This window comes from Pseudomonas sp. FJ2-5-13, assembly GCF_029201605.1.
GTDB lineage: Bacteria > Pseudomonadota > Gammaproteobacteria > Pseudomonadales > Pseudomonadaceae > Aquipseudomonas > Aquipseudomonas lactis.
Window position 1 is genome coordinate 2,034,994 of the sequence record NZ_CP104045.1, and the last position, 23,338, is coordinate 2,058,331.

Consider the following 23,338-nt stretch of genomic DNA (forward strand, 5'->3'; position numbering starts at 1 on the left):
TGGGGTGAGTCTTAGAAATTCGCTTCCAGCGAAACCGTGACGGTACGGTCCAGGCCGACGATGTACGCAGGGTCCCCATCGCGGAAACCGCTGTAGCTGGCCGCGTTGGTCTTGGTGGTGTACACGCCGTCCAGGTATTTCTTGTCGAACAGGTTGTCGACGTTCAGGCGCAGGGTCGCGTCCTTGACCACCTTCTTGTCCACCGGCAGATAAATACCGGCGCCGAGGTTGAACACGGTGCGCCCGGAAATCGCCTCGTCGTTGGTCAGGTCGCCGTAGAGCTTGCTGGTGTACTTGCCGCCGAAGGTGCCGTAGAAGCGCCCGTCGTCATAGCCGATGTTGGCCGCCAGCATGTTCTTGGGCACGTTGGCGAACTGCTTGCCGCTGGTGGGCAGCACGATGGGTTTGCCAGCGTTGTAGACGGTCAGGTCATCCTGCTGCTCGGCCTTGGTGTAGGTATAGGAGGTGTAGTAATTGAAGTGGTGGGGCAACTGTCCGCTCCACTCCAGTTCCAGGCCTTTGTTGACCACGGAACCTGCGTTGATGTCGGCAAAGTCGCCGTTGATGTCCCGGGACGACACCTGGCGGTTCTTGAAGTCCATGTAGAACAGGGTGGCGGCCAGGCTCATGTCGTCGCCGCTGTAGCGCCAGCCCAGTTCATGGTTCCAGCTGGTTTCCGGCTCGGCGTCGATCGAGCCGGCGCCTTTGTCGTAGAGCACGTAGTTCTGCGGCACGCGCATGTTGCGCGACAGGCTGTAGAACAACTGGTCACGCTCGTCCAACTGGTATTTCAGCCCCGCGTTGGGCAGCAGTTTGTTGTAGGTCTGGTTACGTTTTTCAGGGCGTTCGTTGAGGCTGCCGTGGTTGGTGCCTTCACGCTCGACGTTCATGTAGGCCAGGCCTGCGATGAAGGTCCAGTCCGGGTTGATGTACCACGTGTCCTGGGCCCAGACCTTTTGCGCCGGCGTCACGGTGAAACGGTCGCGACCCTGCACGGTGTTGCCGTTGGCATCGACGATGGCGCTGTTGGAGTCCGGCCAGGTGTCCACTGGCTTGCCGTTGCTCTTGAGCGGAATGAATGGCTGGGTCTGGCTCTGGCGTGCGCGCTCGTACCAGTAGCCGAATTGCAGGCTGTGGTCGCCCAGGTCCCAGGTCAGCTTGGTGGTGATGCCTGGGCGCCAGGTTTGCGTGCGTGAAGGGCGGTAGTACACGCCGCTGTTGGGTGTGCCGTCGGCGTTGTATTGGGCGGCAGTGGGCAGGTTGCCGAGATCGAACACACCGCCCTGGTTGGAGCCACGGTTGAGGGCATAGCTGGATGAACCGACGCCGCTGCCATTGCCCCAGTAGTAATACGGGATCACCGACAGCGCCAGGTTGTCGGCCAGTTTGAACTGGGTGTTGAGCACGGCGGTGAAGGTCTGGAACGGGTTCTGCGCCAGGGCGTAGTAGCTATTGTACTTGCCGTTGCTGCCCACGCTCGGCGTAGCCGGGTAGGGATCGTACTTGCGGCCGTTCTGCTGGAACTGCGCCTTGGTCAACTGGCTATAACTGTTGTTGTCCTGCTCGTGGTACTTGAGGATCAGGTTGGCGGTGTTGCCATTGCCGGCGTCGAAAAAGCTGTTCCACTCCACCTTGTCCGCGCGTACCGCACCCGAACCGCGCCACATCTCACCTTCGGTATGGGACACCGACAGCCAGTTGCTCAGGCCGTTGATTTCGCCGGTGTTGAGGCGGGCAAAAGTCTTGCGCGTGGCATTGCTGCCGACGACTTGTTTGACGAAGGCGCCGGTTTCCTTGGTCGGGCGAATCGTGACGATGCCAATGTTGCCGCCGCTGGAACCAATGTGCGGGCCGTCGGACTCCGCAGCGCCCTGGGTGACGAAGATCTGGTCGATGTTTTCCGGGTCGCCCAGCAGGTTGGAATACAGCGCGTAGTTGCCCGAATCATTGATCGGCATGCCGTCCACCGACATGCCCACCTGGTCGGAGTTCATGCCGCGCATGGTGAAGCGAAAGCCCGACAGGCCGGTGTTGTCTTCACTGGAGATGTTCAAGCCCGGGGTGTACTTGAGCTTGTCGATGGCATTGCCCGTGGCCGCCTGTTTATCCAGTGCTTCCTTGGTCACCGTGGAGCGGCCCTTGATGCTTTCCTCCGGCACCATGTAACCGCCCCCGGCGGTCGCCTTGCCTTGTACGCCAATGGTGCCGACATCACTGTCGCTGGTCTCTGCCATGACCAGTCCCTGGCTCATGCTGGTCGCGGCCACAAGTGCCAGATGAATACGGGTGAACTTCATCACTGTCGTCCTGGTGTCGGGTGCTTATTGCACGCTGTAGTTGAAGGTGGCGGTGAAGCGCTGCTCATTGCGCCCCCCGAAGGCTTGCTCGGGGAACGGTTTGACTTGCTTGATGCGACGCAGGCTGTTGGTGGCGGCCCGGTTGAGCAGCATGCTCGAGGCCTGGGTTTGTAAACCCGAGTCGAGGACGCGGCCCTGACGGTCTACCAGCAGCCACACCACCACCTCGCCGCTCGGGCGTTCGAGGGAGGCCTGGCGCCCGGTGGGGTACTGCTTGTAGGTGTCCAGTTCGTTGCGCAAGCCTTTGAGGTAACCGCTTTCCAGGGCCTGGCCATCGACCTTCGGTGGCGCAGGTGGAGCAGGCGTCGGTGCCGCTTGGGCCACGGCGGCCGGGGCTGGCTTGGCGGCCACCGGTGGCGGCGTTGGCGCAGGCTTGGCGACCACGGGCGCAGGCTTGGGCACAGGTTTTGGCTTGGGCTTGGGTTCGGGTTTTGGCAGCGGCTTGGGCGGTGGCGGCGGGGGAGCAGGCTCGGCCTCTTCCTCTTCGATCACCGGCGGTGGCGGTTCTTGCTCCACCACCGGTTCAGGGACCCCTTCCGGTTCCGGCTCGACCAAGGCCAATTCGACCGCCGACTCGTCATACACCGGCTCGACTTTCAACGTCTGGGACTGGATACCCAGTGCAATCAGCACCAGGGCGATCAGGGCCGGGACACTGCCCAGCAACTGACGCGCACGAAACAGAACGTACATGGTCAGGACTTACGCGTAGCAATGGACACGGAGGTGAAGCCACCCAGGCGCAGGGTGTCCATCACTTCCACCAAGCGCGAAACCTCCACGCCTTTGTCGCTGTTGACGATGATCGTCGACTTGGTATCGGGCTTTTCGGCCGCCTTCAGCGCCGGCACCAGGGCATCCACCGTCAGGTCCTTGCCGTCCAGTTGCAACTGGCCTTCCAGGCCCAGGGTGAGGATGAATTTGTTCTGCGGCTTGAGCTGCTGCGAACTGCTGGCGCTGGGCAATTGGGTCTTCATGCCGAGCGCGGGAATCACGTTCAGGCTCACCAGTACGAAAAACACCAGGAGGAACATCATCACGTCGATCATTGGGATCAGCTCGATGTGCGCCTTGCGTTTCTTGGGTTCGTCCCAGGTTCTCATTCCGTTACCCCGTCATTGAATTAGGGGCAAAACGCTAACAGCCAAAAATGACCGATTGGTTAACTTTAATTGACCGTTTAGAGGCTCTAGGACGCGTCTTTTTAGAAAACTTACCGGTCAGTTTTCGGGCGTAATGAAACTGACACTCGGGGCATCCATGCTTGAGAAATTTATCTTGAGGGCCGGCTCCCATGCCCACTGCACTGCCTCAATTGACGACCCCGCGACTGTTGTTGCGCACCCTGCAAATGCACCAGGCGCAGGTGCTTTTCACGCTTGCCAACGGGCCGAAAATTGCCGACAACACGGCGAACATTCCATCGCCCTACACCCTGGAAACCGCCCAGGATTTTATTGCGGGGATCGCTGACAAGTACCGCACCGGTGAGCTGCTGAACCTGGGGATGCACGTGCGCGGCACCGACGAATTGGTCGGCATGGTCAGCCTGCGTATCAACGCTCCGCATCACTATGGGCACTTGGGTGGCTGGGTGGCAGCGCACTGCCGTAACCAGGGGTATGCGGCTGAAGCGGCGAGCGCGGTGATGGACTTCGGTTTCGACGCGCTAGGCTTGCAGCGCGTGGGCAGCCAGTGTTTCGCGCGCAACAAGGAATCGGCGCGGGTCATGGAAAAGATCGGCCTGCGCTATGAAGGCTGCATGCGCCAGGCGTTTTTAAAGAACGGCGTGTATGAGGACATGCTCGGGTTTGCCACCGTGCGCGACGACTGGGAGCGCTGCCGGTGAGCGGCGAAGTCGACCACGGCCGGCGCCGGGTCCTCGGCGGGCTGGCGGTCGCTACGGCGTTTTCTATTCTCAGCCCGTTTGCGCGCAGTGCCGGGGTGGATTATCCGTTCACCCTTGGCGTGGCTTCCGGCGACCCGCTGCCGGATGGCTTTGTGATCTGGACGCGCCTGGCGCCGTTATTCAATGCTGAGGATGGCCGTGGTGGCTTGAGTCGCTCGGTGCCGGTGCGTTGGCGGGTGGCCAGCGATGCGGCGATGACGCGCATTGTGAAGCAGGGCGAAGTACTGGCGACGCCGCGTTTTGCTCACGCAGTGCATGTCGAGGTGACGGGGCTGGCGGCGGATCGGCCGTATTGGTACCAGTTTGAAGGGCTCGGTGCGCAGAGCCCGGTGGGCCAGTCCCGCACGATGCCACCGCTGCAGGCCATGGCCACGGCCCGGCTGGGGTTTGTGTCCTGCTCGCACTGGGAGCGTGGTTACTTCAGCGCCTACCGACACCTTGCCGCCGAGCAGCCGGACCTGGTGTTTTTCCTCGGTGATTATATTTACGACAGTTCCTATGCGGCGCAGTCGGGCAAGGCGTTTCGTTCCCACGGCAGCGGCAATGCGCAAAGCCTGAGCGATTACCGCAACCGCTACGCACTGTACAAGACCGATCCAGACCTGCAGGCCCTTCACGCCGCGGCTCCCAGCGTCGTGACCTGGGATGATCACGAGGTACAGAATGACTACGCCAACCGCTGGTCCCAGGACCCGAAGGTGGCGGTGGCGCAGTTTCTCAAGCAACGGGCGGCCGCGTACCAGGCGTTTTACGAACACATGCCCCTGCGTGCCAGCAGCGTGCCGAAGGGGCCGGACATGCGCATCTACCGGCGCCTGGATTACGGCCAGCTTGCGCGTTTCCATGTGCTTGACGGTCGCCAGTACCGTTCCGAGCAACCGTGCATCGCGGCCAATGGCAGCCACCAAGGGCATATTGTCACGACCCCTTGCAGCGACCTGCGTGACCCTGGCCGCACGTTGCTCGGCTGGCAGCAAGAGGCCTGGCTGGACCAAGGATTTGCCCAGTCCAAGGCGCAGTGGAATATCATTGCCCAGGATTTGCTGGTGGCGCCGCTGATGCAGCGTGACCTCACCAACCACAAGCTTGGCCGCTGGACCGATGGCTGGGATGGCTACATGGCCAACCGCTCGCGGATGCTGGCGTCGATCGTGCGTAACCGGGTGAAGAACCCGGTGTTCTGGGGTGGGGATATTCATTCGTTCTGGGCCACCGACCTGCATGCCGACGCCGACAGGCCGGACTCGGCGGTGGTCGCCACCGAGTTTGTCGGCTCGTCGGTCACCTCCGATGGCCCGCCCTATGACGCGTTCATGAAGATCATGCCGCTCAACCCCCATGTGAAGTTCTTCGACAGCCGTCAGCGTGGCTATGTGTCGGTGGAGTTGGCGGCCAACACCATGTTGACGAATTTTCGTGCGATCAGCGATCCGCGTGACCCGGCGGCGACGGTGTCGACATTGAAGTCATTCGTCAATGAATCGGGCCAGCCGAGCGTGGCCCTGTAGGAGCGAGCTTGCTCGCGAAAAACCAAAGGGCGCCGATGGGAATCAGGTACCCCGCGTTATCGTTAACGTTCTTCGCGAGCAAGCTCGCTCCTACAGGGCCAAGGTGTCAGCGAGGCTGTAGCGTACTGACAGCGCGCCTTTTTTCTCCGATAGCGCCAGGATCGTCACCTGGCCCAGTTCGCTCAACGCTTGAACATGCGTGCCGCCACAGGCGTAAGCCGGCAACTCACCGAAGCCGACTTCACGGGTGCCGTCTTCCAGCGTCATATGGCGGGGATAGTCGGCGGCGATCCATGTGTTGACCCACTGCTGGAGCGTCTGCGCATCCATGTCTTGCGCGGCCTGGCCACGGATAAAGGTGATCTTGCCTTCGCCCGGCCAATGGTGGGCTTTGATCGGCATCCAGCCCAGGCGTTCGCCAGCATTGCCGATCAAATGCCCTGCCGAATGCAGACGTGTGTGCAAGGCGCGCCGCTCTGCGTCGACGCGTGCAATGACAGGTCCAGGTTCCAGAGGTTGGTCGACGTAGTGCACCACCCGTTCGGCTTCCTGCATGACTCGCAGTACCTGGCTGTCGCCGAGCCAGCCGGTGTCGAATGGCTGGCCGCCGCCTTGGGGATGGAAAATCGTCGATTGCACAATCACGGCGAATTGCTCTTCGTACGGGGTGCAACTGAGCACTTCTAGCTCGGCCGTCAGGTGATCGTGGGTAAAAAACAGGCGCTCGGTCATCATCTACATCCGCATCAGGGTTCTGTGGGCAGTATAAATAGTGCGCAGATGAGTGATAATCCGCTCAATTATCAATGGACCTGTGCGTCATGAGCATCAATCTTCCTTTGCCGTTGTTGGGTGAAATGGCGATTTTCGTCAAGGTCGTCGAAACCGGCAGCTTTTCCGAAGCGGCGCGGCAACTCAGCGTTTCACCTTCGGCGGTGAGCCGCAGTATCTCGCGCCTGGAGCACGCCCTGGCCACGCGCCTGCTGCAACGAACCACACGCAAGCTGCGCCTGAGCGAGGGCGGCGAGGAGGTGTTCAAGCGTTGCCAGGAGATGGTCAACGCAGCGCGCTCGGTGATGGAAATCAGTGGGCAATTCACCCATGAAGCCGAGGGCCTTGTGCGGGTCAGTGTGCCCAAGGCGGTGGGGCGATTCGTGGTGCACCCGCACATGCCGGAATTCTTGCGGCGCTACCCCAAGGTTGATGTGCAATTGATTTTGGAAGATCGGCATGTGGACTTGATCGACGACAACGTCGACTTGAGCATCCGCATCACCGATAGCCCGCCGCCAGGCTTGGTCGGGCGCCAGCTGTTGCCCATCGAACATTTGCTGTGCGCGACGCCGCAGTACCTGGCCGAGCACGGTACACCGAGCCATCCCCATGATCTGCTCGGGCACAGTTGCATCTATCTGGGAGAGACACCGGGAGATTCACGCTGGAAGTTTCGCCAAGCTGGCAAGGCGGTAACGGTCGGCGTACGCGGCCGGTATGCGGCGAACCACACCGGGGTGCGGCTGGAGGCGGCCTTGCAGCATGTCGGGATTGCCAGCTTGCCGTATTTCACCGCGCGGCATGCGTTGGAAGCGGGGGAGTTGGTGCAGGTGTTGCCGGGGTGGGATTTTATTGCCTCGTACCATGGCGAGGCGTGGTTGCTGCATTCGCCCACACGTTACCTGCCGCCGAAGTTGCGGGTGTTTATCGATTATCTGGTGGAGTGCATGGCCAAGGAGCCCACGCTGCGGCGGCGGTAGGAGCGCGGTTAGGAAATGTGGGAGGGACAAGCCTTAATACTGTAGGAGCGAGCTTGCTCGCGAAAAACTCACAGGCGCCGCGTTTATTCAGAAAGCACGCGTTATCGATGACGTTTTTCGCGAGCAAGCTCGCCCCACATAGTGGTGTCAGTGCTTGCTCTGGTCCTGAGGCATCGCCAGCAGCTGTTTTTCCTGGTTCCAGTCGAACGGTTCGTCGTTCTGTTCGGCTTCATAGCGACGTTCTTCCAGGGCCTGGTACAGGTCCAGTTCTTCGTCAGGCATGAAGTGCAGGCAGTCGCCACCGAAGAACCACAGCAGGTCGCGGGGCACCAGGTGGGCAATTTGCGGGTAACGCACAATGACCTGGCTCATCAGGTCCTGGCCCAGGTACTGGCTTTCGATCGGGTCGATTGGCAACAGGGCGCGCAGTTCGTCGAAACGCTCCAGGAACAGGGAGTGGCTTTCCTCGGGTACCTGTTCGGCTTCGCCGACGGCAACCAGGATGCTGCGCAAGTGGTCGAGCAAGACGAGATGATCGGCAACGACGTTGGACACGAGATAAGGCCTCTAAAGCAAAAACGGGCGCGAGAGTATAAGCCTCTCGCGCCCGTTTTTATATGACCGCTCGACTCAGCGGACTTTACCCTCTGCCTGCATCAGCTCTTCCTTGCTGAAATCATCCACGTCGATCACCTTGCGTCGCGCCGCCTCGGCATTGCGCAGGGTTTGCGCCTCGGCCGGTTGCAGCACGCCGGCCTGCAGGGCCGCGTCGATGGCATGCTCGCCGGCCACCGGTTTGACCTGGCCGCTCTTGAGCGCGCTGTGGAGCTTTTTCTGCAAGGGATGGCTGGCACCGAGCAGGTCGTAGGCATGTTGCAGGGCGCCCACCGGATCTTCTGCCGATTGCGGGCGATAACAGCCGGCCAGCAATTCTTCCAGGGTCGGGTCGCCCTTGGCGCGACCGATCACGGCTGCCACTTCGGCATCCAGCGCGTCGGACGGCCCGGTATGACGACGCCCGAATGGGAACACGATCACCCGCAGCAGGCAGCCCAGCACCTTGTTCGGGAAGTTGCTCAGCAGCTCATCCAGTGCACGTTCCGATTCACCCAGGCTTTCTTCCATGGCCCAGGCAAACAGCGGCTCCAGGTGGTCCGGCGAGTCCAGGTCGTGGTAACGCTTGAGCGCCGCCGAGGCCAGGTACATGTGGCTCAGCACATCACCCAGGCGAGCGGACAGGCGTTCGCGGCGCTTGAGCTCGCCACCCAGCAACATCATGCTCAGGTCCGCCAGCAGGGCAAACGCAGCCGCCTGGCGGTTCAGGGCACGGAAGTAGCCCTGGCTCAAACGGTTGCCCGGGGCTTTTTCGAAGTGCCCCAAGCCCAGGTTCAGCACCAGGGTGCTGGCGGCGTTGCTCACGGCAAAGCCGATGTGTTGCATCAGCAGGCCGTCGAATTCCTTCAACGCCTGGTCATGGTCTTCGCGACCGGCCAGGGCCATTTCCTTGAGCACGAAGGGATGGCAGCGAATCGCGCCCTGGCCGAAGATCATCAGGTTACGCGAAAGGATATTGGCGCCTTCCACGGTGATGAAGATCGGTGCGCCCTGCCAGTTGCGGCCCAGGTAGTTGTTGGGCCCCATGATGATGCCCTTGCCGCCGTGCACATCCATGGCGTGGCTGATGCACTCGCGGCCGCGCTCGGTCAGGTGGTACTTGAGGATCGCCGACAGCACCGACGGCTTCTCGCCCAGGTCCACAGCGTTGGCGGTGAGCATGCGCGCGCTGTCCATCAGCCAGGCGTTGCCACCGATGCGCGCCAGGGCTTCCTGGATGCCTTCGAAGGCCGACAGCGGTACGTTGAACTGTTCGCGCACCTGGGCGTATTGCCCGGTCACCAGGCTGGTGAACTTGGCGGCGCCGGTGCCGACGGCGGGCAGCGAGATCGAACGGCCGACCGACAGGCAGTTCATCAGCATCATCCAGCCCTTGCCGAGCATTTCCTGGCCACCGATCAGGTATTCCAGGGGGATGAACACATCTTTGCCGGAGTTGGGGCCGTTCATGAACGCGGCGCCAAGCGGCAGGTGACGACGGCCGATTTCCACGCCAGGGGTGTCGGTAGGAATCAACGCGAGGCTGATGCCCAGGTCTTCTTCTTCGCCCAGCAGGTGGTCCGGGTCATGGGCCTTGAAGGCCAGACCAAGCAAGGTCGCGACAGGGCCGAGGGTGATGTAGCGTTTTTCCCAGTTCAGGCGCAGACCAAGGGTTTCCTTGCCTTCCCATTCGCCTTTGCAGATCACCCCGGTGTCGGGCATGGCGCCCGCATCGGAGCCGGCCAGCGGGCCGGTGAGGGCGAAGCACGGGATGTCGTCGCCACGGGCCAGGCGCGGCAGGTAGTGGTTGCGTTGTTCCTCGGTGCCGTAGTGCAGCAGCAGTTCGGCGGGGCCCAGGGAGTTGGGGACCATCACGGTGGAGGCCAAGTCACCGCTGCGGGTCGCGAGCTTCATGGCAACCTGGGAGTGGGCATAGGCGGAGAAGCCCTTGCCGCCGTACTCCTTGGGAATGATCAGGGCGAAGAAACCGTGGGTCTTGATGTGTTCCCAGGCTTGCGGCGGCAGGTCCATGGCCTGGCCGATTTCCCAGTCGCTGACCATGGCGCAGAGTTCTTCGGTGGGGCCGTCGATAAACGCCTGCTCTTCCTCGGTCAATTGCGCCTTGGGGTAGGCCAGCAATTTGTCCCAGTCGGGGCGGCCACTGAACAGCTCGCCGTCCCACCAGACGGTGCCGGCATCGATCGCATCGCGCTCGGTCTCGGACATTGGCGGCAGCACTTTCTGGAACCAGCTGAACAGCGGCTTGGTGAAGTATTGGCGGCGCAGGTCAGGCAGCAACAACGGCGCGGCCACCACGGCCAGGAGCACCCAGAAGATCAGCAGCAGCCAACCCGGTGCGTGGCTCCAGGCGCCCATCGCCAGCAGGTAGACGGCGACCACGCCCAGGGCGGGCAGGGGGGCAGTACGGCGGTGTGCCAGGTAGGCAATGCCGACCACCAGCACCAGTATCCACAACAACAGCATATTCAATCCTCCGTGAACCAGGGGCGAAACCACCAGGGAGCTTAGTCGGCATCCGAACAAGCCGGGTGATCAGGGTGTAACAAGGTGTACTGGGCAACCCATCAGCCGGCGCCGGCATTTGGCCGAATCGTCGTTATCTCTCGGGCAGGCCTGGTGGTTAAACTCCAGGCTCCCCTCGGAGATCAAGCTCATGAATACGTACTTGAGTCCCAGCCGCTTCATCGATAGTGACCACCCTGTAGTGGTGGAGTTCGCCGAGAAACATCGCGGAACCCGCCCGGATTTAAGTGACCAGGCAGTCAGTCTTTACTACGCGGTGCGTGAGGCCATTCGCTACAACCCCTATACCTTCAGCCGTGACCCCAACACCTTGAGCGCCAGCTTTGCCCTGGCGGCCGGCGAAAGCTACTGCGTACCCAAAGCCACGTTGCTCGCCGCTTGCGCGCGCCACTGCGGCATTCCCGCACGCATTGGCCTGGCTGACGTGCGCAACCACCTGTCCACCCCGCGACTGCTCGCCCTGCTCAAGAGTGACGTGTTCGCCATGCACGGTTATACCGAGCTTTACCTGAACGGCCGCTGGGTCAAGGCCACGCCGGCGTTCAACCAGCAACTGTGCGAGGTGTTCGACGTGCCGCCGCTGGAGTTCGATGGGCTGCACGACAGCGTGTTTCACGCGTTCAATCGCCAGGGCCAGCGTTCGATGGAGTACGTGGTGGACCACGGGCAATTTGCTGATGTGCCTGAAGCATTTTTCTTCGCGCATATCCGCCAGTGTTACCCGCACTTGTTTGGCGACGATGCGCCCACCTTGCTCGGTGATATGCAGGGCGATTTAAGCCGCGGCTGAACCGGCGTATGCTGCTGCCTTCATCAAGCCATGTTCATCAACGATAAGGCGCGGTCATGCTGAAGATCTGGGGTCGTAAAAATTCATCAAACGTCAGGAAAGCACTGTGGTGCGCCGAGGAACTCGGCCTGGACTATGAAGCAATTAATGCGGGCGGGGCTTTTGGTGTGGTCGATACTCCGCAATACCGGGCCATGAACCCCAATGGCCGGGTGCCGGTGATCGAAGATGGCGACTTTGTGCTGTGGGAATCCAACACCATCGTGCGTTACCTGTGCGCCAAGCAGGCATCGGACTTTTACCCCAGCGACTTGCAAGCCCGGGCCAACGCCGAAAAGTGGATGGACTGGACCACTTCCACGCTCGCCGATCCGTTCAAAGCGGTGTTCTGGGGCATCGTGCGCACCCCGGCTGACCAGCAAAACTGGGACAGCATCAATGCCGGGCGCCAAGCCTGTATCGACGCGCTCAAAACCGTCGAACAAGCCCTCGCCGAGCAGCCCTACCTGTCCGGTCAGGCGTTCGGCATGGGCGATATTCCTTTGGGCTGCTTCATCTACGCCTGGTTCGAGATGCCCATCGAACGCCCTGCCATGCCCCATCTGGAGGCCTGGTACCAGCGCCTGCAGCAGCGCCCGGCCTACCGCAAGGCGGTGATGACCGCGTTGACTTAATACACACTATTAATACGGGTGACTGTACTTGTGCGGCATGGGCACGCACCATGCTCGCACTGCATCGCAGGTTGAACTACCTGCGCTGTGCCCTCATCTATTCTTTCTATTCCCTTCTTTGGTGCGTACTTCCATATGAGTTCCGCTCTGTCCATCCGGCAGCTAACCAAAACCTACGGCAACGGTTTCCAGGCCCTGAGTGGTATCGATCTGGATGTCGCCGAAGGTGACTTCTTCGCCTTGCTCGGCCCCAACGGTGCCGGCAAATCCACCACCATCGGCATTCTCTCCACCCTGGTCAACAAGACCAGCGGCACGGTGAATATCTTCGGGCATGACCTGGACAAATCCCCGGCGGCGCTCAAGCGCTCCATTGGCGTGGTGCCCCAGGAATTCAATTTCAACCAGTTCGAAAAGACCTTCGATATTGTCGTGACCCAGGCTGGCTACTACGGCATTCCGGCGAAAGTCGCCAAGGAACGCGCCGAGCAGTACCTGACCCAACTGGGCCTTTGGGACAAGCGTGACGTGCCTTCGCGCTCGCTGTCCGGTGGCATGAAGCGCCGCCTGATGATCGCCCGCGCCCTAGTGCACGAGCCGCGCCTGTTGATCCTCGACGAACCCACCGCCGGCGTGGACATCGAACTGCGCCGCTCGATGTGGACCTTCCTCACCGAACTGAACGAGAAGGGCATCACCATCATCCTCACCACCCACTACCTGGAGGAGGCTGAGCAGTTGTGCCGCAACATCGGCATCATCGACCACGGCACCATTGTCGAGAACACCAGCATGCGCAACCTGCTGGGCCAGTTGCATGTGGAGACCTTCCTGCTCGACCTGAAGAACAATCTGTCGGTGGCCCCGCAGTTGCTCGGCTACCCCAGCCGGCTGGTGGACAGCCACACCCTGGAGGTGCAGGTGGATAAGGCCATGGGCATCACCGCGCTGTTCACCCAATTGGCGACTCAGAACATCGAAGTGCTGAGCCTGCGTAATAAAACCAATCGCCTTGAGGAGTTGTTCGTGTCCCTGGTGGAGAAAAATCTGGCGAAGGTGGCGGTATGAGTTCCGAACTGCAACCCAACCTCGTCGCGCTGCAAACCATTGTCTATCGCGAAGTGAAGCGTTTCACCCGGATCTGGCCGCAAACCCTGCTGCCGCCAGCGATCACCATGGTCCTGTACTTTGTGATCTTCGGTAACCTGATCGGTCGGCAGATCGGCGACATGGGTGGTTTCACCTACATGGAGTACATCGTGCCGGGCCTGATCATGATGTCGGTGATCACCAACTCCTACGGCAACGTGGTATCGAGTTTCTTTGGCAGCAAGTTCCAGCGCTCTATCGAAGAACTGATGGTCTCGCCGGTGTCACCGCACACCATCCTGATCGGCTACACCTTGGGCGGGGTGTTGCGTGGCCTGATGGTGGGGGTGATCGTGACGCTGCTGTCGCTGTTCTTCACCCATCTGCAGGTGCATCACCTCGGGGTCACTATTCTGGTGGTAGTGCTGACGGCGACGATCTTCTCGCTGCTAGGCTTTATCAACGCCGTGTTCGCCCGCAACTTCGATGATATTTCCATCATCCCGACCTTCGTGCTGACGCCGCTGACCTACCTGGGCGGGGTGTTTTACTCCATCACCTTGCTGCCGCCGTTCTGGCAGACGGTGTCTCTGGCCAACCCAGTGCTGCACATGGTCAACGCCTTCCGCTACGGCATTCTGGGCGTGTCGGATATCAAGATCAGCGTGGCGATCACCTTCATGATCGTGGCCACCATCGTCTTGTATATCGGTTGTGCGCGGTTGCTGGTGAGTGGGCGTGGGATGCGCACCTAGCCGCTGACAGCACGCGAAAAAAATGTGGGAGCGGGCTTGCTCGCGAGTGCGGTAGATCAGTTGCTGATGCATTGACTGACACGACGCCTTCGCGAGCAAGCCCGCTCCCACATTTGCTATGTGCAGGGCTTTAAGCCTTCAGTGCCAGTTCGATCAGGGCGTGCAGTTCTTCTACCGCCAACGGCTGGGCCGAAAACAGAATACGAAACACTGTCGGCGCAGCGAGCAGGTTGATCAGATGGTCAACGCTCGGCGGCTGTTCCTGCGGATAGCGATCCACGATCACCTGCAACTGCCCACTCAGGATGCTCACGCAATACCCAGGCGTGGGGCTGCTTTGCACGTCGCGCATCATGTTGCGGCCTACGTCCGAACTCATCTCATCCAGGTATTGCTCGGCCCAGGCTTGCAGGTCGCCACGCAGGCTGCCGGTGTTGGCCGGTTCGGTATCGGGGCGCATACGGGCCAGGGCGACGTCGGCGAGCAATACTGACAGATCGCCCCAGCGCCGATAAATGGTCGACGGCGTGACGCCTGCACATGCCGCAATCATCGGCACGGTGACGCTGGAACGCTCATGGGTTTCCAGCAGTTCGCGCACCGCCCTGTGGACGGATTCTTGTACCCGGGCACTACGGCCCCCCGGGCGGAGGCCTTCTTTGATCGCCATGGGCAAGACCTTAACACAAAGAATTTGCTTTAAGCGCCAGCGAGTAGCACACTCCACAAAAGCAAAATATTAGCTTTAGCGGAGCGTGCCCATGCCCAGCGTCATCTCTCAACGGTCCAGCCTGGCGTTTCTGGTGATCACCGTGCTGACCTTTCTTGCTGCCTCCAGCGCGCCGACGCCGTTGTACCAGGTGTATCAAGACCACCTGCATTTTTCGGCGGCCATGCTCACGGCCATCTTCGGCGTGTATGCCGTGAGCCTGCTGGCGGCGCTGCTCACCGTGGGCTCGCTTTCGGATTACCTGGGGCGCAAGCCAGTGATCTTCGCCGCGCTGCTGCTCAATATCGTGGCGATGTTGCTGTTCATCAACGCGGATAGCACCAGTTGCCTGCTGGCCGCCCGCGCCTTGCAGGGTTTTGCGACCGGCACGGCGACCGCGGTATTGGGTGCGACGCTGCTCGACACCGACCGCGTGCGCGGCCCGATGCTCAACAGCCTTGCACCGATGCTCGGCATGGCCAGTGGTGGCCTGGGCAGTGGGCTGCTGGTGGAGTTCGCGCCCTGGCCAACCCAATTGATCTATTACACCCTGTTGGGCTTGATGGTGTTGCAGGCGCTGTATGTGTGGCGCCTGCCTGAAACGGTCAGCCGCATACCGGGCGCCTTGAAGTCGCTGGCGCCAACCCTGCATGTGCCACCGCAAGCGCGCCGCGCGTTGTGGCTGGCGATGCCATTGAATGTGGCCGTGTGGGCGCTGGGTGGGTTCTTTTCCTCGTTGGCGCCGTCGTTGGTGCGTGTCGCCACCGGGTCGACCTCGCACTTGATCGGCGGCGGGCTGGTGGCGGTGGTGACCTTGAGCGGCGCGGTGATGATCTACAGCCTGCGCAATCATGCGGCTGACAGGGTGATGCGCTTATCGGCTGCACTGCTGGCCGTGGCCGTGGGGTTGCTGCTGGTTGCCGTAAACACTGCCAGCCTGTGGCTGTTCTTTGTCGCCAGTGTGATCGCAGGCCTGGGCTTCGGCGGCGGCTTCATGGGCAGTGTGCGCAGTATCGTGGGCCTGGCGTTGCCCCATGAACGGGCGGGCCTGATGTCGGCGTTCTATGTATTGAGCTACTTGGCGTTCTGCATACCGGCGTTATTGGCGGGTAACCTGAGCCGTGTGTTTGGCTTGATCTCGACCACGGACGGCTACGGTGCGGTGCTTATCTTGCTGTCTCTCGCCGCGCTTGTTGGTTTGTTGATGCGGGACTCGGCGCAGACAAGGGCGAGGGCATGATTGTGATTGATATAGGTAAAGTAGATAACAGTTAGAGATATTACCCGTTATATAGATATTCGATCAGGTTCTATCATGGCTTCAACCTCAAATGAGGAAGAGGATTAACCCATGACCTGCTCGACCACTCACCGCTACAAACCCTTCAGTCACTTGACCCGTCCCCGGGAAGTGATTCGCCAGTTCACCCCGAACTGGTTCGCCGCGACCATGGGCACCGGTGTGCTGGCGCTGGCCTTGGCTCAGTTGCCAGTCAACTTGCCAGGTTTGCACGTTATCGCCGAGGCCCTGTGGCTGTTCACCATCGGCCTGTTTGTGCTGTTCAGCGTGCTCTATGCCGCCCGCTGGGTGATGTTTTTCCACGAGGCGCGACGCATCTTCGGGCACTCCACCGTCTCGATGTTTTTCGGCACTATCCCCATGGGGCTGGCGACCATTCTTAATGGCTTGCTGCTGTTCGGTCTGCCGCGCTGGGGCAGTGATGTCATCCCGCTGGCCGAAGCCCTGTGGTGGTTGGACGTCGCCATGTCCCTGGCCTGTGGTGTGCTGATCCCGTTCATGATGTTTACCCGCCAGGAGCACAGCATCGACCAGATGACCGCCGTCTGGCTGTTGCCCGTGGTGGCGGCCGAAGTGGCGGCGGCCAGCGGTGGCTTGCTCGCGCCGCACCTGTTAGACGCCCATTCGCAACTGGTGATGCTGGTGACCAGCTACGTGTTGTGGGCGTTTTCCCTGCCGGTGGCGTTCAGCATCCTGACCATCCTGATGTTGCGCATGGCCTTGCATAAGTTGCCTCACGCCAATATGGCAGCGTCGAGCTGGTTGGCCCTGGGCCCTATCGGCACCGGTGCCCTGGGCATGTTATTGCTGGGTACGGACGCCCCTGCGATCTTCGCCGCCAATGGCCTGGCCAGTGTCGGTGAAATGGCTCACGGCCTTGGCCTGATTGCGGGCATCACCCTGTGGGGGTTTGGCTTGTGGTGGATGTTGATTGCGGTGTTGATCACCCTGCGTTACCTGCGCGCCGGTATCCCGTTCAACCTGGGCTGGTGGGGCTTCACCTTCCCATTGGGGGTGTACGCCCTGGCCACGCTGAAATTGGCGAGCCTGTTGCAGCTGGAGTTTTTCAGTGTGTTTGGCAGCGTGCTGGTGGTTGCGCTGGCGCTGATGTGGCTGATCGTGGCCAAGCGCACCGTGCAGGGCGCTTATAAAGGCGAGCTTTTTGTTTCGCCTTGTATTGCCGGGCTAGCGAATAAGTAAGCAGGATTAGGTAAAGTCGTGGCCTGATAAATAAGGCCACGCAGGAACACGGACGACGATGAGCCATCCTTCCCAATTTACCTTGCTGCGCACGCGGCGCTTCTTGCCGTTTTTCATCACTCAATTGCTGGGCGCGTTCAACGACAACATCTTCAAGCAATCGCTGATCCTGGCCATCCTTTACAAGCTCACCATCGAGGGCGACCGCTCCATCTGGGTCAACCTGTGCGCCTTGTTGTTTATCCTGCCGTTCTTCCTGTTCTCGGCGTTGGCCGGGCAGTTTGGCGAGAAATTCAACAAGGACGCGTTGATCCGCGCGATCAAGATCGGCGAGATCGTCATCATGGCCGTGGGCGCGACGGGTTTTTTGACCAATCATCTTGAACTGATGCTGCTGGCGCTGTTTGCCATGGGCACGCACTCGGCACTGTTCGGCCCGGTGAAGTACTCGATCATGCCTCAGGCATTGCACGACGATGAGTTGGTCGGTGGTAACGGCCTGGTAGAGATGGGCACGTTCCTGGCGATTCTGGCCGGCACCATCGGCGCCGGGATCATGATGTCTTCCACCCATTACGCGCCGGTGGTGGCGGTGGCGATTGTGGCCGTGGCGGTGCTGGGCTACCTGGCCAGCCGCAGCATCCCGCGCGCGGCGGCGTCGACACCTCAACTGCGCCTGGACTGGAATATCTTCACGCAGTCCTGGGCAACGTTGCGCATGGGCCTGGGGCAGACGCCTGCTGTGTCGCGCTCGATTGTCGGCAACTCATGGTTCTGGTTTGTCGGCGCGATCTACCTCACGCAAATCCCGGCCTATGCCAAGGAATGGTTGTACGGCGACGAAACCGTGGTGACCTTGATCCTCACGGTGTTTTCGGTGGGCATCGCCCTGGGCTCGATGCTGTGCGAAAAACTCTCCGGGCGTAAGGTGGAAATCGGCCTGGTGCCGTTTGGCTCGTTTGGCCTGACTGTGTTCGGCCTGCTGCTGTGGTGGCACTCCGGCGGCTTCCCGCAGAACGTGCAAGCCAACGATTGGCTCGCGGTGCTCGGCTACGGCCAGGCATGGTGGGTGCTGTTCGATATCCTCGGCCTGGGTGTGTTCGGCGGCTTTTACATCGTGCCGCTGTATGCGCTGATCCAGTCGCGCACCGCCGAGAACGAACGAGCTCGGGTGATCGCGGCCAACAACATTCTCAATGCACTGTTCATGGTGGTCTCGGCCATCGTCTCCATCCTGCTGTTGAGCGTGGCCAAGCTGTCGATCCCCGAGTTGTTCCTGGTGGTGTCGCTGCTGAACATCGCGGTTAACACTTACATCTTTAAAATCGTCCCCGAGTTCACCATGCGCTTCATGATCTGGCTGCTCAGCCATTCCATGTACCGCGTGGAGCATCGCAATCTGCAGGCCATCCCGGATGAAGGCGCGGCGTTGCTGGTGTGCAACCATGTGTCGTTTGTCGATGCGCTGTTGATCGGCGGCGCAGTACGTCGGCCGATTCGCTTTGTCATGTACTACAAGATCTACCGCTTGCCGGTGCTCAACTTTATCTTCCGCACCGCCGGGGCGATTCCGATTGCCGGGCGCCATGAAGACATTCAGATCTACGAACAGGCGTTCGCGCGGATTGCCCAGTACCTCAAGGACGGCGAGTTGGTCTGCATTTTCCCGGAAGGCAAGCTGACCGCCGATGGCGAGATGAATGAGTTCCGGGGTGGGGTGACGCGCATCCTGGAGGAGACGCGGGTGCCGGTGATCCCGATGGCATTGCAGGGGTTGTGGGGGAGTTTCTTCAGCCGCGATCCTAACAAGGGCTTTTTCCATCGGATCTGGTCGCGGGTGGTGTTGGTGGCGGGTGGCGCGGTGAGTGTGGACGCTGCAACACCCCAAACCTTGCATGAAATAGTCGGAAGCTTGCGCGGGAGTGATCGTTAGGAATGAGGTGTGGCTCAGGGCCTTTTTTAACTCTTAAAGAGAGGCCCTGAGTAATTTGAATGTTACTGTAGGAAAATTCTTCATTCTATCGCATGTGGTAGAACGTCATTCATCTGACGGAACGTTTTCGTCAGGCACACCACGTAGTCATTACAGCAAACTAACGCTTAGGATGACTTTTGATGAATATGCCTGTTCGCCACTCTCCCTCCCAAACGCTAGTTATGGGCTCGCCAAGTCACTCTGCCGATACTGATAAATCTCAACGTAAGCCTGAGGCGACGTTTGCGCCTGTAAAGATCATTCCGAATATGCCATTCAGTGAAGGTGGCGTTCAAATAGAGCTGGATGTAAGAGGTGGCGGGGGATTTTACGGCCTGCCTAAAAAAGAGACCTTAGTCATCAAGACAGGGGACGCAGCCGATAAAGTCCACGTCAGAAAGTCGACGGATGGAGGGCTAATAGCTGAAATTAACGGCAAGTCCTATGAGATTCCTCTTTATCAGGATGAAAGAAGTCGTCAAAAGATTGAAATCCACACCAATGGCGGAGACGATGACGTGTCTGTTGCCGATGATCTTGAGCTGCCGGTGAGCGTCAAGCTGGGCGATGGTAATGACAGATTCAAAGCCGGCGGGGGGCGGACCAATGTATATGGCGGCGCAGGTAACGACACCCTGACGCTGGGCAAGGGGACTGCATATGCCGAAGGTAATGATGGCGAGGACTCCATTGCCGCAGGCACAGGTTATAGCGTCATGTATGGGGGCAATGGCAACGACAAACTGCGCGGCGGGAGCGGTGGCAGTTACATGGATGGGGGGCGCGGAAATGATCTATTAGAGGGCGGCTCCGGTCATAACGTCATGCACGGTGGCAAGGATGATGATGTTCTCATTGGCGGGAAGGGGCGTAACATCTTTTACAGCGGTAGGGGGTTTGACACGATCAACTCAGTATCGGATGTCGATTCTATCTATGCGAAAGACGGCGATGGTATCAAGCGAACGTTCGGTTCTCAGTTGAAGATAGTGTCTCCAACAGAAGTCGGAAGTAAGGCCTTTAATGTCGAGGGAAGTGAGGAATTCAAGCAGCGTTTTAACGACGACCTTGAATTTTTGCAAAGTTCGCCAACGGGTCAGAAAATGTTGGATGCATTGGATAAAACGCCTGAGCGGATCAAGGTTGTGCAACAGCCCGAAGGGGAGGGCGCGTTTTATAACTATGGGCGTAAAGGGGTCGACGCGGGTGACCCTCGCCAAGAGCCACCGAATGATGGGGCTCATGGTTATATCAATAACGGTATCCCGGGCGCTCCGGCAGATGACGCAACGATTCTATTCGACCCTTCATTTGTGGTGGAAGACCATAAGCGGCCGCCCATTATTCCGCTGTTTCACGAGATGGGGCATGCCTATAACGGTGTTAATGGCACCGCATTGCCTGGTGAAACTTTTGTAGGGGCTGATCAAGCTGATCCTGACCGGCCGCAATTTGAGTCAAACAGGGAGCGGCAGGCCGTAGGCCAGCCGACTAGTGCGCCACCGTTCGACTTCGACAACGATCCTTCAACGCCACCGACGAATACAAATCCGGTATGGGCTACTGAGAATGGCCTTGGTGACGAGCTGGGAACTTCGTTGCGTGAGCGGTACTTTGCCCGCTGATTAAAGGAAGTCGCTCCCAATGCCGGGAGCGATCAATGACTCAGGCGCTGATCTTGAGGCCAATCAGCCCGCAAATAATCAACGCCACACTGGCCAATCGAAACAGCGCCATGGATTCTCCAAACAGGATAATCCCGGCAATCACCGTGCCCACGGCACCGACGCCGGTCCAGATGGCATAGGCGGTGCCCAGCGGCAGTTCCTTCATGGCCAGCCCCAATAGCCCAAGGCTGACGGCCATGGCGGCAATGGTCAGGGCGGTGGGCAGTGGCTTGCTGAACCCGTCGGTGTACTTCAGGCCGACGGCCCAGCCCACTTCAAACAACCCGGCAAAAAACAGAATGATCCAGGACATGATGACCTCGCTTCTATCAAAGTGGGGTCGTCCCCGGGTAAGCGCTTGATAGCGTCGCGAGGTCGTCCCCGCGAAGTTCGGTAGAGTGCCGAAATTGGACCGTGCGATCAAGTTATGGCGTGGTTTCCAGCGCGCGACGGTCTTCCTTCTCGCTCATGCGCCGGAAGTAGGTCGACAGCAACGCTCCGGAAATATTGTGCCAGACGCTGAACAACGCGCTGGGCACTGCCGCCAGCGGCGAAAAGTGGGCACTGGCCAAGGCGGCACCCAACCCGGAGTTCTGCATGCCCACTTCCAGGGCCAGCGACTTGCGTTGCGCCAGGGGCAACTTGAACAGGCGCCCGGTGAAGTAGCCCAACAGGTAACCGAAGCTGTTGTGCAGCATCACCACGGCCATGATCAGCAGGCCCGACTCGGCAATCTTGCCTTGGCTTGCGGCAACCACGGCCGCGACGATGATCACAATGCTGACCACCGACACCAGTGGCAGCACGTCCACCGCGTGCCTTACCCGATCACCGAGCAAGCGCTGCGCGACCACGCCCAGTACGATGGGCAGCAGCACCACTTGCAGGATCGACCAGAACAGCTCCATGAACGACACTGGCAGCCAGGCCGAGGCCAGCAGCCAGATCAACGCCGGTGTGAGCAGCGGCGCGAGGAGGGTGGTGACCGCGGCAATCGCCACCGATAACGCCAGATCACCCCGGGCCAGCCAGGTCATCACGTTGGACGACGTGCCACTTGGGCAACAGCCGACCAGGATCACGCCAACGGCTATTTCCGCTGGCAAATGGAACGCCTGGCACAGCAACCATGCCACGCCCGGCATGATCACGAAATGCGCGACCACGCCCAAGGCCACGCGCCACGGGTGGCGAGCGACTTCGGCGAAGTCTTCCAGTTTCAAGGTCAACCCCATGCCGAACATCACCAGGCCCAGCAGTGGGACGATGGCGCTTTTCAGGCCGATGAACCAGCTAGGTTGGAGAAAGGCGACGACGGCGAAGATCAACACCCAGTAGGCGAAGGTGTTGCCGACGAAGCGGCTCAAGGCGGCGAGTGCGCGCATGGGGAGGTCCTTGTTATTAGATTCTGATGGTGTGAATGCAATCAAATGTGGGAGCGGGCTGCTCGCGAAAGCGGTGAATCAGTCACCAGATATACTGACTGATACATCGCTTTCGCGAGCAAGCCCGCTCCCACATTTTGATCTTCACATGGCTTAGATGCCCTGCGGTGTTTCTTCGCCGCCCAGTGCCTCAACCAACGCCGGCAGGAAATCGCCGAAGGTCAGCATCATCAAGGTAAAGCTGGCATCCAGTTGGCCCAGGGCTTCATCACCACCGTCCTGTTCCGCCTGGTCTTGCAGCAGGTCTTCGAATTTCAGGCGCTTGACGGTCATCTTGTCGTCGAGCATGAAGGACAACTTGTCCTGCCACGCCAGGGACAGTTGGGTCACGACCTTGCCGGTGGTCAGGTGCAGTTGGATCTCTTCGCTGGTCAGGTCCTGGCGCTTGCAACGCACGATGCCGCCGTCTTCGTGGGTGTCGCGCAGTTCGCATTCGTCGAGGACGAAGAAGTCGTCGGCCGGTTTCTGGGTGGTGACCCAGTCGGTCATGATCGCAGTCGGGGCGGTTTTTACCGTCAGCGGGCGCACGGGCAGGGTGCCGATCACTTCGCGCAGGGTCGACAGCAGGTCTTCGGCGCGCTTGGGGCTGGCCGAGTTGACCAGGATCAGGCCCTGTTTCGGCGCGATCGCAGCGAAGGTCGACGAGCGACGGATAAAGGCGCGAGGCAGGAAGGCCTGGATGATTTCATCCTTGATCTGGTCGCGCTCCTTCTTATAGACCTTGCGCATCTGCTCGGCTTCGATCTCTTCGACTTTCTCTTTAAGTGCATCACGCACCACGCTACCCGGCAGGATGCGTTCTTCCTTGCGGGCGGCGATCAGCAGGAAATCGCCGCTGACGTGAACCAGGGGAGCATCTTCACCTTTACCGAAAGGTGCGACGAAACCGTAAGTGGTCAACTCCTGGCTTGCACAAGGGCGCGCCAGCTTGGTGGCCATGGCCGCTTCCAACGCCTCGGCATCAACAGGCAGATCTTGGGTCAGGCGATAGATAAGCAGGTTCTTGAACCACATGGGGTGAGTCTCTCCTCTATACAAAGGGGGGCATTATTCTCTTGATCACGCCGC

General features: G+C 60.1%; 21 protein-coding genes. 11 read left to right on the forward strand and 10 right to left on the reverse strand.

The features are described 5' to 3' along the window. Nucleotides 1-11: 11 nt before the first annotated feature. Genes N2A98_RS09190 through N2A98_RS09200 form a run of 3 tightly spaced genes read right to left on the reverse strand, consistent with a single transcriptional unit; the run spans nt 12 to nt 3,460 of the window. Nucleotides 12-2,297 carry a TonB-dependent receptor gene (locus tag N2A98_RS09190; protein ID WP_078802819.1) on the reverse strand — a complete coding sequence of 762 codons (2,286 nt, stop codon included), beginning with the start codon at nt 2,295-2,297 and terminating at the stop codon, nt 12-14. Nucleotides 2,298-2,321: 24 nt separating this feature from the next. Beyond that, the gene (locus tag N2A98_RS09195; RefSeq protein ID WP_044273049.1) at nt 2,322-3,050 is read right to left on the reverse strand and encodes an energy transducer TonB; all 729 of its coding nucleotides are present in this window, start codon (nt 3,048-3,050) and stop codon (nt 2,322-2,324) included. A gap of 2 nt (nt 3,051-3,052) precedes the next feature. Beyond that, nucleotides 3,053-3,460, reverse strand: coding sequence for a biopolymer transporter ExbD (locus tag N2A98_RS09200; protein WP_005786670.1), 408 nt, complete (start codon nt 3,458-3,460; stop codon nt 3,053-3,055). 191 nt (nt 3,461-3,651) lie between these two features. Between N2A98_RS09200 and N2A98_RS09205 the strand changes: the two genes are divergently transcribed. Both N2A98_RS09205 and N2A98_RS09210 read left to right on the forward strand, forming a co-directional pair. Further along, on the forward strand, nt 3,652-4,206 hold the full coding sequence (locus N2A98_RS09205; RefSeq protein WP_275623299.1) for a GNAT family protein: 555 nt from the start codon (nt 3,652-3,654) through the stop codon (nt 4,204-4,206). Beyond that, the gene (locus tag N2A98_RS09210) at nt 4,203-5,774 is read left to right on the forward strand and encodes an alkaline phosphatase D family protein (protein ID WP_275623300.1); all 1,572 of its coding nucleotides are present in this window, start codon (nt 4,203-4,205) and stop codon (nt 5,772-5,774) included. Before N2A98_RS09205 ends, N2A98_RS09210 begins: the two co-directional genes overlap by 4 nt. 90 nt (nt 5,775-5,864) lie before the next feature. On the opposite strand, the gene N2A98_RS09215 is transcribed toward N2A98_RS09210, so the two are convergent. Then, nucleotides 5,865-6,506 (reverse strand): serine-tRNA(Ala) deacylase AlaX, encoded by a 642-nt coding sequence (locus tag N2A98_RS09215; RefSeq protein WP_047712126.1) that lies wholly within the window; start codon nt 6,504-6,506, stop codon nt 5,865-5,867. A gap of 89 nt (nt 6,507-6,595) precedes the next feature. On the opposite strand from N2A98_RS09215, the gene N2A98_RS09220 reads away from it, so the two are divergent. Further along, the gene (locus tag N2A98_RS09220) at nt 6,596-7,528 is read left to right on the forward strand and encodes a LysR family transcriptional regulator (protein ID WP_044273052.1); all 933 of its coding nucleotides are present in this window, start codon (nt 6,596-6,598) and stop codon (nt 7,526-7,528) included. Between the two features lie 147 nt (nt 7,529-7,675). On the opposite strand, the gene N2A98_RS09225 is transcribed toward N2A98_RS09220, so the two are convergent. Together N2A98_RS09225 and N2A98_RS09230 are read right to left on the reverse strand one after the other, a co-directional pair. Further along, nucleotides 7,676-8,083 (reverse strand): PA2817 family protein, encoded by a 408-nt coding sequence (locus N2A98_RS09225; protein ID WP_044273053.1) that lies wholly within the window; start codon nt 8,081-8,083, stop codon nt 7,676-7,678. 75 nt (nt 8,084-8,158) lie between these two features. After that, nucleotides 8,159-10,606: an acyl-CoA dehydrogenase gene (locus tag N2A98_RS09230; RefSeq protein WP_275623301.1), complete on the reverse strand. Its 2,448-nt coding sequence runs from the start codon at nt 10,604-10,606 to the stop codon at nt 8,159-8,161. Between the two features lie 190 nt (nt 10,607-10,796). Between N2A98_RS09230 and N2A98_RS09235 the strand changes: the two genes are divergently transcribed. From N2A98_RS09235 to N2A98_RS09250, 4 genes are all read left to right on the forward strand, one after another. Then, a complete protein-coding gene (locus tag N2A98_RS09235; protein ID WP_032892576.1) occupies nt 10,797-11,456 on the forward strand; it encodes a transglutaminase family protein in 660 nt (219 codons plus the stop codon). 56 nt (nt 11,457-11,512) lie between these two features. Further along, nucleotides 11,513-12,130 carry a glutathione S-transferase gene (locus N2A98_RS09240; protein WP_275623302.1) on the forward strand — a complete coding sequence of 206 codons (618 nt, stop codon included), beginning with the start codon at nt 11,513-11,515 and terminating at the stop codon, nt 12,128-12,130. 135 nt (nt 12,131-12,265) lie between these two features. After that, a complete protein-coding gene (locus tag N2A98_RS09245; protein WP_014717781.1) occupies nt 12,266-13,198 on the forward strand; it encodes an ABC transporter ATP-binding protein in 933 nt (310 codons plus the stop codon). Then, nucleotides 13,195-13,974, forward strand: coding sequence for an ABC transporter permease (locus N2A98_RS09250; protein ID WP_003190115.1), 780 nt, complete (start codon nt 13,195-13,197; stop codon nt 13,972-13,974). Before N2A98_RS09245 ends, N2A98_RS09250 begins: the two co-directional genes overlap by 4 nt. A 130-nt stretch (nt 13,975-14,104) precedes the next feature. On the opposite strand, the gene N2A98_RS09255 is transcribed toward N2A98_RS09250, so the two are convergent. Continuing rightward, nucleotides 14,105-14,644 carry a TetR/AcrR family transcriptional regulator gene (locus N2A98_RS09255; protein ID WP_044273058.1) on the reverse strand — a complete coding sequence of 180 codons (540 nt, stop codon included), beginning with the start codon at nt 14,642-14,644 and terminating at the stop codon, nt 14,105-14,107. Nucleotides 14,645-14,735: 91 nt separating this feature from the next. On the opposite strand from N2A98_RS09255, the gene N2A98_RS09260 reads away from it, so the two are divergent. The 4 genes from N2A98_RS09260 to N2A98_RS09275 all read left to right on the forward strand — a co-directional run bounded on the left by N2A98_RS09260 (nt 14,736) and on the right by N2A98_RS09275 (nt 20,783). After that, entirely contained in the window at nt 14,736-15,923 is a 1,188-nt protein-coding gene (locus tag N2A98_RS09260; protein ID WP_275623303.1) for an MFS transporter, read from the forward strand. 111 nt (nt 15,924-16,034) lie between these two features. Beyond that, nucleotides 16,035-17,183, forward strand: a complete 1,149-nt coding sequence (locus N2A98_RS09265) for a TDT family transporter (RefSeq protein WP_047710456.1) — start codon at nt 16,035-16,037, stop codon at nt 17,181-17,183. Between the two features lie 58 nt (nt 17,184-17,241). Next, nucleotides 17,242-19,116 carry an MFS transporter gene (locus N2A98_RS09270; RefSeq protein ID WP_275623304.1) on the forward strand — a complete coding sequence of 625 codons (1,875 nt, stop codon included), beginning with the start codon at nt 17,242-17,244 and terminating at the stop codon, nt 19,114-19,116. A 182-nt stretch (nt 19,117-19,298) separates the two neighbouring features. Next, entirely contained in the window at nt 19,299-20,783 is a 1,485-nt protein-coding gene (locus N2A98_RS09275) for a M91 family zinc metallopeptidase (RefSeq protein ID WP_275623305.1), read from the forward strand. 40 nt (nt 20,784-20,823) lie between these two features. On the opposite strand, the gene sugE is transcribed toward N2A98_RS09275, so the two are convergent. The 3 genes from sugE to rdgC form a co-directional block, all read right to left on the reverse strand. Next, on the reverse strand, nt 20,824-21,138 hold the full coding sequence (gene sugE / locus N2A98_RS09280; RefSeq protein ID WP_003190128.1) for a quaternary ammonium compound efflux SMR transporter SugE: 315 nt from the start codon (nt 21,136-21,138) through the stop codon (nt 20,824-20,826). A gap of 112 nt (nt 21,139-21,250) precedes the next feature. After that, on the reverse strand, nt 21,251-22,210 hold the full coding sequence (locus N2A98_RS09285) for a bile acid:sodium symporter family protein (RefSeq protein ID WP_003190129.1): 960 nt from the start codon (nt 22,208-22,210) through the stop codon (nt 21,251-21,253). A 153-nt stretch (nt 22,211-22,363) separates the two neighbouring features. Beyond that, nucleotides 22,364-23,284 (reverse strand): recombination-associated protein RdgC, encoded by a 921-nt coding sequence (gene rdgC / locus N2A98_RS09290; protein ID WP_020301078.1) that lies wholly within the window; start codon nt 23,282-23,284, stop codon nt 22,364-22,366. Between the last annotated feature and the right edge of the window lie 54 nt (nt 23,285-23,338).

Bases quoted from the DNA above. Each gene is read 5' to 3' on its own strand.
- N2A98_RS09190 (WP_078802819.1), bottom strand. From the start codon at position 2,297: ATGAAGTTCACCCGTATTCATCTGGCACTTGTGGCCGCGACCAGCATG.
- N2A98_RS09195 (WP_044273049.1), bottom strand. From the start codon at position 3,050: ATGTACGTTCTGTTTCGTGCGCGTCAGTTGCTGGGCAGTGTCCCGGCC.
- N2A98_RS09200 (WP_005786670.1), bottom strand. From the start codon at position 3,460: ATGAGAACCTGGGACGAACCCAAGAAACGCAAGGCGCACATCGAGCTG.
- N2A98_RS09205 (WP_275623299.1), top strand. From the start codon at position 3,652: ATGCCCACTGCACTGCCTCAATTGACGACCCCGCGACTGTTGTTGCGC.
- N2A98_RS09215 (WP_047712126.1), bottom strand. From the start codon at position 6,506: ATGACCGAGCGCCTGTTTTTTACCCACGATCACCTGACGGCCGAGCTA.
- N2A98_RS09220 (WP_044273052.1), top strand. From the start codon at position 6,596: ATGAGCATCAATCTTCCTTTGCCGTTGTTGGGTGAAATGGCGATTTTC.
- N2A98_RS09230 (WP_275623301.1), bottom strand. From the start codon at position 10,606: ATGCTGTTGTTGTGGATACTGGTGCTGGTGGTCGGCATTGCCTACCTG.
- N2A98_RS09235 (WP_032892576.1), top strand. From the start codon at position 10,797: ATGAATACGTACTTGAGTCCCAGCCGCTTCATCGATAGTGACCACCCT.
- N2A98_RS09240 (WP_275623302.1), top strand. From the start codon at position 11,513: ATGCTGAAGATCTGGGGTCGTAAAAATTCATCAAACGTCAGGAAAGCA.
- N2A98_RS09245 (WP_014717781.1), top strand. From the start codon at position 12,266: ATGAGTTCCGCTCTGTCCATCCGGCAGCTAACCAAAACCTACGGCAAC.
- N2A98_RS09250 (WP_003190115.1), top strand. From the start codon at position 13,195: ATGAGTTCCGAACTGCAACCCAACCTCGTCGCGCTGCAAACCATTGTC.
- N2A98_RS09255 (WP_044273058.1), bottom strand. From the start codon at position 14,644: ATGGCGATCAAAGAAGGCCTCCGCCCGGGGGGCCGTAGTGCCCGGGTA.
- N2A98_RS09260 (WP_275623303.1), top strand. From the start codon at position 14,736: ATGCCCAGCGTCATCTCTCAACGGTCCAGCCTGGCGTTTCTGGTGATC.
- N2A98_RS09265 (WP_047710456.1), top strand. From the start codon at position 16,035: ATGACCTGCTCGACCACTCACCGCTACAAACCCTTCAGTCACTTGACC.
- N2A98_RS09270 (WP_275623304.1), top strand. From the start codon at position 17,242: ATGAGCCATCCTTCCCAATTTACCTTGCTGCGCACGCGGCGCTTCTTG.
- N2A98_RS09275 (WP_275623305.1), top strand. From the start codon at position 19,299: ATGAATATGCCTGTTCGCCACTCTCCCTCCCAAACGCTAGTTATGGGC.
- sugE (WP_003190128.1), bottom strand. From the start codon at position 21,138: ATGTCCTGGATCATTCTGTTTTTTGCCGGGTTGTTTGAAGTGGGCTGG.
- N2A98_RS09285 (WP_003190129.1), bottom strand. From the start codon at position 22,210: ATGCGCGCACTCGCCGCCTTGAGCCGCTTCGTCGGCAACACCTTCGCC.
- rdgC (WP_020301078.1), bottom strand. From the start codon at position 23,284: ATGTGGTTCAAGAACCTGCTTATCTATCGCCTGACCCAAGATCTGCCT.